Consider the following 14,439-nt stretch of genomic DNA (forward strand, 5'->3'; position numbering starts at 1 on the left):
GTCATGATCCCTTCCGTCCGGCCCGCGCTCAGCCAAGGCCGCCACGTTCCACTAGCGACCGGGGAGGCGCCCACCCTCGCCGACGCCCTGATCCTCGCCGCCGAAAGGCATCCCGGCAACGGGCTGCGGATCATCGGGGAGGCCGCCACCACCCGGCGCACCTACCCCGAACTGCTGGAGGCGGCGCGGAGGACGCTGACCGCCCTGCGCGCGGCCGGGCTCGGCCCCGGTGACCGGCTGATCTGCGTGGTCCCGCCGGCCGCGGATTTCTTCCCGGTGTTCTGGGGCTGCCTCCTCGGCGGGATCGTGCCCACCGTGGTCGCCCGCCCGATCCTCTGGGAGGAAGGCGATCCCGGTTTCGAGAAACTCGTGCACACCTCCGCCAAGCTCGGCGGGCCACCAGTCGTCGGCGCCGAGGGCACCCCGCTCCACCGGCTGCGCCCGGACTGGGAACTGCTCGACACCGCCGCACTCCTGGCAGGCGAGCCCGCCATGGAGTTGCACCGGCCGCGACCGTCCGATGTGGCCCTCTACCAGCTCTCCTCGGGCAGCACCGCGAAGGCGAAGGTCATCCCGCTCACCCACAAGGGACTGGTCCAGCTCGCCGTCGGCGTTCGCGAGGACCTCGGTGTGGACTCCGAGAGCGCACTGCTCAACTGGATGCCACTCGACCACTCCGGAGGCCTGCTGCTGTATCCGGTCGCCGGGCTCTGGAACGGCGCCGACGTGACGCACGTCCACACCGAGCTGGTCATCGGCTCGCCGGCGCGCTGGCTCGACCTCCTCGACGAGTACGCGGTCACGCACTCGTGGGCACCGAACTTCGCCTATCGTCAGGTCACCGAGGCCGTCGCGGCGCTCGGCGAGCCCCGATGGCGGCTCGATCGCCTTCGATCCCTGGTCAGCGGCGGGGAGCAGGTCTCCCCGGCGACGATGCGCGACTTCTTCGCGGCCACCGCGCCCTCGGGGCTGCGCGAGGACGCCTTCACCACCGCCTGGGGCATGGCCGAGACGACGACGGCCATTAGTTTCGCCGCCGTGCGCCCGGACCGAATCCATCGTGTTCGCCGCGAAAGCCTCGGCGGGCGACTGGAACGGGTCAACGAGGACGGACCCGATGTCGCCACCCTGCTCAGCGTCGGGCCGCCCTCACCCGGCGCGTCCTTCCGCATCGTCGGACCGGACGGCACGGTGCTGTCCGAGGACCACGTCGGCCGCCTCCAGCTTCGGTCGGAGCGGATCACCACCGGCTATCTCGACGATCCGGCCGCCGATGCCGAGGTGTTCAGCGAGGACGGCTGGTTCGACACCGGCGACCTCGCCTTCATGGCGAACGGCGAGATCACCATCGCCGGGCGGGCCAAGGATCTGCTCATCCTCAACGGGAACAACCACTACTGCCACGACATCGAGCAGGCCGCGACCGTGCCCGGGGTACTGGCCGGTCACGTCGTGGCCTGCGGGATCCCCAACGACGGCACCGGCACCGAGGACCTGGTCGTCTTCTGCACGCCAGAGCCCGGGTACGACCCCGCCGACGTCGCCGCGCGCGTCAGGGCGACGGTCGGCGAGCGCCTGCGGCTGCTGGTCGCGCGCGTCGTCGCCGTCGCGGAGGCGGAGTTCCCACGAACGAGTTCAGGGAAGTTGCAGCGCCTCAAGCTGCGTGAACGATTCGTCGCCGGTGGTTTCGACGAGCCCGGTGTCCCCGTGGCCGAGGCGGTGTCGGCGGTGCTGTCGGAGTTCGTGCCGCCGCCGTTCGAGCGCGGCCGACCGTTCCACGAGCTCGGTCTGGGGTCGCTGCAGCTCGCACGGGTCCGGGTTCGGCTCACCGAGGTGCTGGGCCGCGAGGTGCCGATCACCGCTTTGTACGCCCATCCGACGGCCGAGGCGTTGGCCTCCCATCTGGCCGGCGGTCCTGTCCCCAAGGCGATCGTGGAGCCGGAACCGGTCGGCGCGCCCGACTCGCGCATCGCCGTGATCGGGATGGCGGCTCGGTTCCCGGGCGCGCGTGACGTCGGCGAGTTCTGGGCGAACCTGCTCGCCGGGGTCGACAGTGTCATCACCTATGCCGACGGTGAACTCGCCGCGAATGGCGTTCCCCGTGGTCCTGGCCGGGTCGGGGCGACCGGCGCGCTCGACGGTGTCGAGGCCTTCGACCACCGCTTCTTCGGCATGAGCGCCAAGGAGGCCGCGCTCACCGACCCGCAGCAGCGGCTGTTCGCCGAGTGCGCCCATCACGCGCTCGAACACGCCGGGTACGCCGGTGGTGAGAGGCGGATCGGCCTGTTCGCGGGCAGTGGCATGAACCTGTACCCGCACCACACGTACCTGCGCAACAACCTCTCCGGTGCCGTCGACGAGGCCGACCCGCTCGACGCGGTCGCGATCGCCGTCGGCAACCAGCCGGACTTCCTGGCCACGAGAGCCGCCTACCGGCTCGGGTTGACCGGACCCGCGGTGAACGTCCAGACGGCGTGCTCCACATCGCTTGTCGCGGTGCACATGGCGGTGCGCTCACTGCTGTCGGGCGAGTCCGAGATCGCCGTCGCGGGGGCCTCGGCGGTGCACGTCCCGCAGCTGACGGCCTACCGCCACGCCGAGGGGTCGATCCTGTCGGCGGCAGGCCGCTGCCGTCCCTTCGACGCCGACGCCGACGGGACCGTCGGCGGGAACGGGGTCGCGGCGGTCGTCCTGAAGCCCTACGCGAAAGCGCTCGCCGACGGCGACACGATTCACGGGATCATCGTCGGCACGGCGGTCAACAACGACGGTGCCGGGAAGGTCGGGTTCACCGCGCCGAGTGAGTCCGGGCAGGTCGAAGTGATGCGGGCTGCCCTGAGCGCCGCCGGGATCGAGGCGACCGGGGTCGGGTACGTCGAGGCGCACGGTACGGGCACCCTGGTCGGGGACCCGATCGAGGTCGGGGCGCTGGCGAAGGTCTACGGGGCCGGAACGGTTCTGGGGTCGGTGAAGGCCAATATCGGTCATCTCGACAGCTGCTCGGGGATGGCGGGACTGATCAAGGCGCTGCTGGTGGTCCGGGACGGCGAGATCCCGCCGCAGATCAACTACCGGCGGCCGAATCCCGCGCTCGGGTTGGAGCCGGCCGGTTTCCGGATTCCGACGGCTCCCGAGCCGTGGCGGGGAACGGGTCCGCGCCGGGCGGCGGTGACCGCGCTGGGCGTCGGCGGCACGAACGCGCACGTGATCGTCGAGGAGCCCGGCGCTCTTCCTCCCGGCGCGGCCGAAGCCGGACCGGTGGTGCTTCCCCTGTCCGCGGCCGATGCCGAGTCCCTCGCCGACCTCGCCGTGAGCACGCGCGACTTCCTGAGAGCCGGGCCCGGCGCTGTCCTCGGCGATGTCGCCGCCACCGCGGCTCTCGGCCGACGCCACCTGCGCCACCGGCTCGCGGTGACCGGATCCGACGCCGCCGGGCTGGCGGCCGAACTCGACCGGCATCTCGCGGGGAGGAGCGGGCCCCGGCTGGCCGCCGGTCACGAGCAGGCGGGCGCGCTCGTCTTCACCTTCACCGGGCAGGGCGCCGACCCCGAGCCTGTCGACGCGCTGTCGGAGCGCTTCCCCGCCTTCGCGGAGGTCTTCGACCGCGCGGCCGAGGCGGCGCGGTCGGCGGGTGCCGACATCCGCGCCGCCATGGTGGACCCGAACACCGAGTGGACCACCGAGTTGGCGCAGCCGGCGATCGTGGCCGTGCAGTGCGCGATGACCGCGCTGTGGACGGCGGCCGGGTTGCGGCCGGGTCATGTCTGCGGGCACAGCGTCGGCGAGTTCGCCGCGCTCGTCGCGGCGGGGGCCTTGACGGTGGAGGACGCCGTCCGGCTCGCCGCCGGTCGTGGGCGGCTCATGCGGCGCTCGGGCGCCGAAGGCGCGATGCTGGCGGTGCTGGCCGAGCGCGCGGTGGTCGACTCGCTGCTGGAGAGCCTGCCCGGCCTGGAGCTGGCGGTCGTCAACGGGGCCGAGCAGTTCACCCTGGGCGGTCCGTCGAAGGCCGTCGACGACGCCGAGAAGCTCTGCGCGGGCCTCGACGTGTCGTACCGGCGGCTGGCGGTGACCCGCGCGTTCCACACGCGGCTCGTCGAGCCGGTGCTCGGCGATCTCGCCGAACTCGCCGCGTCGGTCGTGTTCAAACCGGTCGCGGTGCCATTCGTGAGCAGCGTCGACGGGAAGGTCCGCGCCCCGGGATGGGCCCCCGACGCCGCCTATGTGCGCGCTCAGGCGCGGGCGACGGTCCGTTTCGACGCGGCCCTGGACACTCTCGCGGGTACCGATCGCGCGTGCTTCCTTGAGGTCGGCTCCGATGCGGTGCTGACCGGCATCGGCCGCCGTCACGACGCCTCCGCCCGGTGGATCGCCACGCAGCGGCGGGGTGTGGAGCAGGTCGACGCGGTCATGCGCGCGGCGGCCGGGCTCTACGCGGCCGGCGCGGACCTCGACTGGACGGCGCTCCAGCGGGGCCGTCGCGTTCCGCTACCGGCTTACCCGTTCCGTCCCCACCGGCACTGGGTCGAGCCCGCGGCAAAGGAAGCGGAGCACGCTGTGGCGGTGCCGGTCGCAACCGCGCCGGGGCCGGTGCTGGACCGGATCGTCGAGGTCACCGCCGAACTTCTCGGCGCCGAGCCGGGCGGGGTCGCGGCCGGCGACGACTTCGTCGAACTGGGCGCCGACTCGTTGTCGCTGATCAACCTCACCCGCCGGGTCGGCGACGAGTACGGCGTGCGGATCCCGATGCGGGAACTGTTCGGTGAGCTGAACACGCCCGGGAAACTGGCCGGGGCCGTGGCGAGCCGTATGGAACCGGTCGGTGTTCCGCCGGTCTCCGCATCGGTCGCGGTGGCGGAGCCGGTGGTGAGCGGGGTCCCGGCGCCCGTCGCAGGGCCCGCCGGTGACGGGGTCGAGGGGATCATCCATCGGCAGCTCGCCTTGATGGAGGAGCAGCTGCGACTACTCGGCGGGCCGGTACGGCCGGAGTCGGTCGTCGCACCGGTCATCGAGACGGTCCCGGAGCCCACCGCGGTGCCGGTGACGAGGGCAGCACCGGCCACCGGAGAGGCCCTGATCGACTTCGGCCTCTACTTCTTCGGCGACTATCCCGAAGGACGCGCCGGCGCCTACCGGCACATCCTCGACGCGGCCCGCTTCGCCGATACCGAAGGCTTCCACTCGGTGTGGATGCCCGAGCGGCACTTCCACTCTTTCGGCGGGATCTTCCCCAACCCGTCGGTGCTCGCCTCGGCGATCGCCGCGCAGACGACGCGCATCCGGCTCAACGCCGGTTCGGTGGTGCTGCCCCTGCACAACCCGATCCGGGTCGCCGAGGAATGGTCCATGGTGGACAACCTCTCGGGCGGGCGCGTCGGCATCGGCGTGGCCCCAGGGTGGAGCGCGCAGGACTTCGTCCTCGCACCGGAGAACTTCGGTCGCCACAAGGCGGTGATGTACGAGAACCTGGCCACCGTCCGGGAGCTGTGGGCGGGCGGGTCGGTGACCGGCCGCTCGGGGACGGGAGAGGACATCGAGGTCCGCCTGTTCCCCAGGCCGGTACAGGAACGGCCGCCGATGTTCACCGCGATCGTCGGCAACCCCGACAGCTACCGGCAGGCCGCCGCGGCCGACCTCGGTGTGATCACCAACCTCATGACCCAGGACGTCGACGCGCTGGCCGCCAACATCGCGCTCTACCGCGCGACCCGCGCCGAGAACGGCCTCGACCCGGACGCCGGACGTGTCGTCGTGCTGCTCCACACTCACCTCGGACCCGACGACGCCGAGGCGAGGCGCGCGGCGTTCGAACCGTTCTGCGCTTACCTGAAGTCCTCCCTCTCACTGCTCGGGCAGGTCGCCAACAGCCTCGGCATGAGCATCGACTTCGAGAACACTCCCGCCGACGACCTGCGCTTCATGCTGGAGCGCGCCTACGAGCGGTACTGCGCCGAACGCGCGCTGATCGGCAGCCCCGAGCGGGCCGAGGCGATCGTCCGGGCCGTCAAGGACGCCGGCGCCGACGAGATCGCCGCCTTCATCGACTTCGGCCTCACCGCCGCCGAGGTGGCCGCGGGACTGCCGCACCTCGACGCGCTCCGCCGTTCGTTCCTCGTGGAGGCGCAGGCCGCCACGGAGGTGGCGCCCATGTCGCCCGGACAGCGTCGCTTGTGGACGGTGGACCGGATCTCCCCCGGTGGCACCGGCTACAACGAGGCCGCGGCCGTCCGACTGGACGGTCCCCTCGACGCCGGGGCGCTGCGAAACGCGCTCCAGCGCTTCACCGACCGCCACGCGACCCTGCGGACGGTCTACGGCGAAGCCGACGGGGAACCGCGCCAGTTCGTGCGCCCCCGGACGACCGTCGACCTCACGGTGACCGAACACGCGGCCGACACCGAGGCCGGCGCCGTCGAAGGGGTCATGTCGGCCGAGAGCCGCAGGGTCTTCGACCTCGCCGAAGGGCCCGTGTCGGCTTTCCGGCTCCTGCGTTTCGGACCGGAGCGGCACGTGTTCGTCTGCGTGTTCCACCACATCACCGCCGACGGCTGGTCCTACGGGATCTTCGCCCGCGAACTCGGCGAGCTCTACCGCGCGGAGGTCACCGGGAGTGCGGCCGCGCTGCCAACGCCCGACACGACCTATGCCGATCTCGCCCGCGAGCGCGATGGCGAGCCGACCGCTCCCGGCGCGCTCGCGTACTGGCGGGAACGTCTCGGCGATGCGCCTCCTCCGCTCGACCTGCCCACCGGTCGCGCGCGGCCGGAGTCGCCGTCGGACTCGGGCCGCAGTCTCTTCCTCGACCTCTCATCCGCCGCCACGGAGCGGGTCATCGCCTACGGGCGCCGCAACCGCGTCACGCTGTTCACCGTTCTGATCACCGGCCTCGCCGCCGCGCTGCGACAGCGAACCGGCCGGGAGGACTTCGTCCTGGGCACCGGCGTCGCCGGCCGCGACGAGCGGTCGGAGGCGGTGTTCGGCTTCATGGTCGAGACCGTCCCACTGCGGCTCGACCTGCGCGGAGCGACGTCGTTTCGGGACCTCACGGCCCGCGTCGCCGACCTCACCGCCGAAGCCGTCGACCACGCCGTGCCCTTCGACGAGATCGTGCGCGCGGTGAACCCGCCGCGCCGGCCCGGTCGCGGAGCCCTGTTCGACATCGCCGTCGAGTACTCCAACAGCGCGACCTTCGGCTTCGACTTCCCCGGAGTCACGGCGACCCGGCTACCGGTCGGCCTCAGCAAGGCGCCCGCGGACCTGACGGTCTACGTCTCCTGTGACGAGACCGTGCGCTGGCACGTCGAGTACCGCACGGACGTCTACGACGAGGAGACCGTGCGCGGGCTGTTCGCCGCGTTCGAGGAGACGCTGGCGGCGGGTGTGGAGGATCCGGACGGGGACTTGGGGCGCCGTAGTGACGCAGAGCTCGTTCCCGTCCTCGAAGGTCCGCCCGCCATCGTGGACGGGGCGACCCTGCACGGCCTGGTCGCGCGCAGCATCGCCGAGCACGGCGACCGCATCGCGGTCGCCGACGATGAGGTCCGCTGGACCTATCGTGAACTGGGCGAGCGCGCCGACGCCATCGCCTCGATGCTCCATGCCGAGGGCGTCGGCGCGGGTGACATCGTCGCGGTCTGCCTGGAGCGGAGTCCGGTCCTCGTCGCCGCACAGCTCGCGGTGATGCGGCGGGGCGCGGCGTTCCTGCCTCTCGATCCGCAGTCGCCGCCGGAGCGGCTCCGCATGCTCGTCGCGGCCTGCGGCGCGCGGGGAGTCATCGGCGCCGATCTGGGTGCGGCCTTCGCGCTGGACGTCGAAGGCCCTCTCCCGCAAGCGCCTGTGGAGGCGGTCGAGGTCGATGCCGAGGCGGCCGCCTACTGCATCTTCACCTCGGGTTCGAGCGGCCGACCGAAAGCGGTACTGGTGCCGCACCGGGCGGTGGCCAACACCGTCCGGTGGCGTGCGGCCACGACTGAACTGAGCGTCACCGACGTCGTGGGTCACCATCTGGGTCTGGGCTTCGACGCCAACCTGGCCGAGATCTACCCGACCTTGGTGTCCGGCGCCACGTTGCGCCAGGCGCCCGATCATCTCCGCACGGACCCTCGTGGACTCGCCCGGTGGTGGCGCGCTGAGGGGGTCACGGTGGCGACACTGCCGACGGCTCTCATGGAGGAGCTGTTCACCGAGGAGTTGCCGCAGGGGCACCGTGTCCGATGCCTCGTCACGGGTGGAAGCCGACTGCTGCGACGCCCGCCGGCGTCCTCTCCCACCGTGGTGAACGAGTACGGTCCGACGGAGAACGCGATCGTCACCACAGCTGGAGTCGTGTCGCCTCACGGGTCCAAGGCTCCCGATATCGGCCGGCCCATCGACGGGAACCGGTTGTACGTGGTCGATCGCGCCGGCCGGTCCGTTCCGCGCGGTGCCGAGGGCGAGCTCTGGGTCGCCGGGACGGGCGTCGCGCTGGGATACCTCGGCGACGAGGAGGCCACGGCGGTGTCCTTCACCCCCGACCCTGCCGGCGACGGGCTCGTTTACCGAACCGGTGACCTGGTCGCGGTCACTCCCGATGGTGCCGTGGACTTCCGCGGCCGCGTGGACGGGCAGGTCTCCATTCGCGGCAACCGCGTCGAGCCGGGAGAGGTCGAGGCCGCGCTGGCGGCGGTCGACGGCGTTCGGCAGGTCGCGGTGGTCGACGTCGAGGAGCGTGGTGAGACGCGGCTCGCCGCGTACGTGGTCGGCGAGCGAGGGCTCACCGCCGAAGCCCTGGCGGAGACGCTGGCCGAGCGGTTGCCGTCGTATCTGGTTCCCGAGCTGTGGTCTTTCCCCGAGGAGATCGCGCTGAGCGCGAACGGAAAGGTAGACCGCGACCGGCTTCCGGCGCCGACGGCGGCGGCCGTGGTGGCCCGGCCGGCATCGAGGCCGGCGAGCAAGCTGGAGGAGGCGATCGGCGAGATCTGGTGCGCCGAACTGGGACTGCCCGAGATCCCGGTGGACGTGTCGTTCTTCGATCTGGGCGGGCATTCACTGGGGGCCATTCGCACGGCCAACCGGATCCAGGACGAACTCGGCATCGAGGTCCCGGTGGTGAAGATCTTCGACACGCCGACCGTGCGGGGACTGGCGGCCGCGCTGGGCGGTGGGGTCGAGGAGGCCGACGAGGTCGAGGACAGCGCGCCGCTGAGTTTCCAGCAGGAGCAGATGTGGGCGGCCATGGCGCTGAGGGACAATCCGGCATCCACGCAGATCGCGTTGCGGGTCGACATCGAAGGCCCGCTTGACACCGTCGCGCTGGAGACCGCCATCGACGGCGTCATCGCCGGGCATGGCGCTCTTCGCACACGAATCGTCGAACGGGACGGTGTGGGCCGCCAGGAAGTCCTACGTCACCGGCGCTTCTCACTGCCGATCGAGGAGGTCCCACCGGACTCTGTCGACGCCTGGTGCGTGAGGTGGGGACGGGAACCGCACGACCTACTGTCCCCGCCCTTGCTCCGCGCCAGGCTCGCGAAGACGGCCGAGAACAAGCGGGTATTGCTACTCGCCGCCCAGCATCTCGTCATTGACGGGTGGTCGGTACTGAACGTGGCCCGGGAGATCGGCGAACGGTACCGGGCGGCCATCGAAGGCCGCACAGAGGACGAGCGCGAACCGATGGCCACGTACGCGGCTTACGCGCGTGACCAGCGAGCGGGGGAGGCACTCGCGGCGCCACTGCTCGACTACTGGCGCCGAGAGCTCGCCGGTGCGCCCGCGCGGCTCCTGCACCCGACCGACCATCCGCGCTCGGCTCTCGTGAGCACGGCCGGCGACGAGTACACCTTCGCATTCCCCACCGAGGTCGTCGATCGGATCGGCGAGCTGGCCTCGGCACTGCGGACAACAACGCACCCGGTCTTGTCCGCAGGATTCGCGCTGCTCACCGCCGCCCTCACCGGGGAACGCGACATCGTGCTCGCCGGGCCGTACGCGCACCGTGAGAGGCGGGAGCACGAGGCGCTCGTGGGCTTTTTCGCCAGCTTGATGCCGACACGCGTCGATGTATCCGCCGTCGACTCGTTCGGCGAGCTGGTCACCGCGGTGCACAGGTCGTTCCTCTCAGGTCTCGGGCATCAGCCAGTGCCCTTTCCGCAGATCCTCGGCGCGCTCGACGCGAACTGGACCTTCGGCGCTCCTGCACCGGTCGCCACGGCGCTGCTGACGGTCAACCCCCCGGTTCCGGCGCTCGAGCTGCCGGGGTTGCGCACGCAGGTCATAGACCTCGCGCTGGAGACGGCGCGACGTGATTTCGTGTTCCTGGTCGCTCCGGAGGCGGGAAGGATCGGCGGCGCGGTCGAGTTCTCCACCGATCTCTACGATCGCGACACCATGGTCAGATGGTGCGACGCCTTCGTTCGTGTCGTCGACCGCGGCTCGTCCGATCCGGCCACGTCGGTGTCGACCTTGCTCGGCGAATTGGAGGACCTCCTGCGGCCAAGCGGCTGATCTTCGATCCGCCCGCGTCTAATGTCCGCTTCATGAGACTCATCGATCTCGACGGCCCCGGCCCTCTGCTCGACGCCGTCCACCGCGATGTCCTGAGCCCGAGTTTTCCGCCCGCGGAGCTGGAGCCGCTGGACTCGTTGCGCGCCGAGGTCGCCGAGGGCCGGACCGTGGTGTCGGCGGTGCTCGACGCCGGGAAGCGGCCGGTGGCCGCGGCGGTCGGGCATTGGTCGCCGCAGGCGCGGGTGCAGTTGCTGAGCCATCTCGCGGTGCTGTCCTCGCAGCGTGGCACGGGCGTGGGGCGGCAGCTGCTGGGCCATGTCCTCGACGACTGGCGCGTGTCGCACCGGCCGTGCCTGATCCTCGCCGAGGTCGAGCATCCCGAGGCGCATGGTGGCAGCGACGCGCACGGGGACCCGCTGGCGCGGCTGCGCTTCTACGCGCGCTTCGGGGCGATGGCGCTCGACCTGCCGTACTTCCAGCCGGCGCTCGCGCCGGGGGGCGAACGGATGTTCGGGATGCTCCTGCTGGTCCTGCACATCGACCCCGAGCTCATGGGCGAGGGCGCGGGGACGGTCTCGGCGGTGCCGCTGCGCGCGTTCATGATCGAGTATCTGGCGCACACGGAGGGCACGCGACCGGAGTCGGACCCTTCGACGGTCGCGTTGTTCGGCGCGATCGACCAGCCCGGCGGGGTGCCGGTGCTGCCCGTCGACGACCCGAAGCGGCTGCCCGTCTCGACTCCCGGCTAGCTCGCCGGTGCCCCGAATCTGCGCTCGGAGCGAGCCTTGGCCTTGGCTGCCATCTCCTCGCGCGACAGCGGCGGGGCGGGGCTGACCAGGGCGGCGAGCAGGGCCGACGTGGCTTCGGCGACGGCCGTGACCGCCTGCTCGAAGGCCTCCTGGTTGGCGGCGGAGGGTTTGCTCGAGCCGCTCACCTTGCGGACGTACTGGAGGGCCGCGTCATGGACCTCCTCGTCGGTGACCGGCGGGTCGATGTTGTAGAGGCGGTGGATGTTTCTGCACATGCGATCAAGGTACGTCGTGGGTACGACGGTCGGGCGGCACGCGGCGAAACGTCGAGGGCCGACCTCATCGGTCGGGTCCGGTCGGCACGGGAGCGAAGTGGACCGGCACCTCGTGCACGGCCGCTTCGGCGAGGAGCGCCCCGAGGGCGAGGGCCGCCGTCGAACCGCCGAGCCAGGGAGCCATGCGGCGAGCGGTGCCGAAATGGGTTCGGACCACGATCATGCGGCGGGTGACGGTCACGGAGGCGATGTCCTGCCAGAGGATCGTTGCAGCACCGAATGTACCGACTTGGGCGAATCGGAGATCCCAGGTGGTGACTTCCAGCAGTCGCCATCCGCGAAGGAGGATCGGCCCGCCGGCGACCGCGGCGAGGGCGATCAGGATGTCTCCCCACCAGATGCCGCCGGCGTCGTTCGTCATGTGCCCGGCGATGAGGGCGGCGAGGGCCAGCACGAACATCGCCGTCGGCACGGTGCCCGGTCGAAGGGTGGCCAGCACTTTGAGCGGGCGGGGGTCTGCGGGGTCTTCTGCGGGCACGGGTGCTCCTGGGTGGCGACGAGGCGGTCAGGCGAAGTATCCCCGTCTACTCCCCCATCACGCTCGCGAAGAACTCCCGCTGTGCGGCGAAGAGGGCCTCCCCCGCCTCGGCCTCGCCCTTGTGGGGGAAGTGCCCGGCGGGCAGCACGTGGAGTCGTTTGTCCCCGCCGAGGGCGTTGTACACGGCGAACTGTCCCGGCGGTGGCACGGCGGGATCGAACAGGGCCGCGCCGACCTGCACCGGCATGGTGATCCGGGAAGCGGCGGTGGCCGCGTCGAAGTAGGCGAGCACGTCGAGCACTTCGGGGTGTCGCCGGTGGCGGGCGGTGACGGCGTCGCCGCTGCCGACGCAGGGCAGCGTGACGCGCAGGGGATGGTTGCCGAAGCTCGGCACGTCGAGGTGAGCCGCGGCGAAGCGCCGGTCCCACGGCAGGGCGAGGGCGCCGATCCCGCCGCCGAAACTGCTCCCGAGGTAGCCGAGGGATCCGGCGGTCTCGGGGATCAGCGTGGTGAGGGCGGTCGCGGCGCACCACACGTCGGCGGCGCAGCCACCGTGCACGTAGGTCTCCCGCGACTCGATCCCGTGCAGGACGTGCTCGGCCGCGACCTCGGGGATGCCCGGGACCCGGCCGCGGCGCCACATCCCGCGCAGGCAGGGGAAGATCGCCGCCACGCGGTCGAGCGGCAGGCGGATGTCCGGTTCACCGCGACCGCCGTATCCGTGCCCGACGACAAGGCCGTGCTCGACCACCCCGTCGGCCGGCAGGGTCAGCCACCCGCCGATCCGCACGCCGCCCAGGCTCGTGAACCCCACCGAGTGGATCCGCACTCCCCCGACCTCGCCCTCCACCGGTCCCAGTTCGGCGGCGACGTCGACCTGGGCCGCGGCGCCGGCGAGGCCGCGCCAGAACTCGTCGAAGTCGGGCGGCCCGGCGGGCGCGCCGACCTCCAGCAGCCGTTCCACGTCGTGGCCGTAGGCGGGATCGAAGGGGAAGTCGTGGGCGAAGGCCATGGGCGCTCCTGACGCGGTGACGGGCGGCCGCGTCCTTGCGACCGGGAGTGGCGGGAGGCAGAATACGGGCAGGTCGACGCCGGGCGGGTCAGTGATGATCGACGAGGGTAGCTCGTACCCTCAGAACGGAGCACCTCATGCCCCAACGCTCCGCGGACGTGCGTCCGCTCTCGCTGGGAAACCGGCCCCTCCACCTGCTCGTCGAACGGCAACGGCTGTCCCTGGCACGCAGCCTCGTCGCCGGCTTCGTCGAGGAGATCCCGATGTACCGCCAGCTCCCGCACGAGGAGATAACCGGCGACATCACCCGCATCACCGCGCACAACCTGTCCATGATCGCCGGCGTCTTTCGCGACCGCCGCGCCCCGACGGAGGCCGAACTCGCCCCACTGCGCAGCTCGGCCGCCCGGCGGGCGCAGGAGGGTGTTCCGCTCAACGCGTTACTGACCGCCTACCACGTGGGCGCCCGGCGCGTCTGGGACCACCTCTTCGGCGATCCCGCACCCGGTGACCTCGAGGACGTGACCGCCGCCAGCAGTCTCATCCTGGTCTACACCCAGGCGGTGACCTCGGCGGTGTGCGACGCCTACCTGGAGGAGCGCGAGCGGATGCTCAGCCAGGAGCAGCACGCCCGGCACGCCGTCCTGACCGCGCTGCTCAACGGCGACGACCCGGCGACGGCGGGCCCGTCGGCGGGTGTGCGGATCTCCTCGCGCTACCTGGTCCTGACCGTCGAGATCGCCCCGCATCCCGACGAGGACCGGCCGGGCACCGCCTCGGCCGTCGCCGGAAGGCGCAAGCTGCACCGGGCGACCGCGACCCTCGACGCCTTCGCGTCCGAACCCGCGCTGACCGCCTTCGACGCGACCGGTGGTCTGGCGCTCGTGCCGCTAGGTGACTGCGCGGTGGACTGGGACGCCGCCGGTGAGCTGGTGCGCGACATGTCGCGGGCGGCCGGCGCCGACGTCCGCTCCGCCGCCGAGACCGCCGCGCCCGCAGGGATCCCGGCCGCGGTCACGCTCACACAGGAGATCCTCGACGTGGCCCGCTCCTTCGCGCGACCACCCGGGCTGTACCGGCTGTCCGATGTGCTGCTGGAGTACCAGCTCACCCGCCCGAGCGTGGCGACCGGTGAGCTCGCCGGCCTGCTCGACCCGCTCGCCGGCAGTCCGGGGCTGCTTCGGACCGTCGAGGTGCACCTGGGCAACGGCCTCGACCGCCGTCGCACCGCCGCGGCCCTGCACGTCCATCCCAACACCGTCGACTACCGGCTGCGGCGCGTGGCGTGCCTGACGGGCCTCGACGCGGCCGATCCGGCCGACCTACAGCGGATCGGGGCCGCGCTGGCCGCCCGCCGGGTCCTGGCCGGCGGGCGGCGCTGAG

The 14,439-nt window shown here is 71.9% G+C and carries 6 protein-coding genes; 3 read left to right on the forward strand and 3 right to left on the reverse strand.

Translation table 11 applies throughout. The annotated features are described in order from the left end of the window. Nucleotides 1-3 precede the first annotated feature (3 nt). Complete coding sequence (locus tag AB0I28_RS18740) at nt 4-10,482, forward strand: MupA/Atu3671 family FMN-dependent luciferase-like monooxygenase (protein WP_357494797.1); 10,479 nt, start codon at nt 4-6, stop codon at nt 10,480-10,482. 32 nt (nt 10,483-10,514) lie between these two features. Beyond that, nucleotides 10,515-11,231, forward strand: a complete 717-nt coding sequence (locus tag AB0I28_RS18745; RefSeq protein WP_357494799.1) for a GNAT family N-acetyltransferase — start codon at nt 10,515-10,517, stop codon at nt 11,229-11,231. Here the strand turns inward: AB0I28_RS18745 and AB0I28_RS18750 are convergent. The 3 genes from AB0I28_RS18750 to AB0I28_RS18760 form a co-directional block, all read right to left on the reverse strand. Beyond that, nucleotides 11,228-11,506 (reverse strand): DUF2277 domain-containing protein, encoded by a 279-nt coding sequence (locus AB0I28_RS18750; protein ID WP_357494801.1) that lies wholly within the window; start codon nt 11,504-11,506, stop codon nt 11,228-11,230. The two genes, AB0I28_RS18745 and AB0I28_RS18750, sit on opposite strands and share 4 nt — an antisense overlap. Nucleotides 11,507-11,570: 64 nt before the next feature. Further along, entirely contained in the window at nt 11,571-12,044 is a 474-nt protein-coding gene (locus tag AB0I28_RS18755) for a hypothetical protein (RefSeq protein ID WP_357494803.1), read from the reverse strand. 46 nt (nt 12,045-12,090) lie between these two features. Continuing rightward, on the reverse strand, nt 12,091-13,056 hold the full coding sequence (locus AB0I28_RS18760) for an acetylxylan esterase (RefSeq protein ID WP_357494805.1): 966 nt from the start codon (nt 13,054-13,056) through the stop codon (nt 12,091-12,093). Nucleotides 13,057-13,193: 137 nt separating this feature from the next. Between AB0I28_RS18760 and AB0I28_RS18765 the strand changes: the two genes are divergently transcribed. Continuing rightward, nucleotides 13,194-14,438 (forward strand): helix-turn-helix domain-containing protein, encoded by a 1,245-nt coding sequence (locus AB0I28_RS18765; RefSeq protein WP_357494807.1) that lies wholly within the window; start codon nt 13,194-13,196, stop codon nt 14,436-14,438. The last annotated feature ends 1 nt before the right edge of the window (nt 14,439 follow it).

The organism is Phytomonospora sp. NPDC050363 (genome assembly GCF_040655735.1).
In the GTDB taxonomy this organism is placed as follows: Bacteria; Actinomycetota; Actinomycetes; order Mycobacteriales; family Micromonosporaceae; genus Phytomonospora.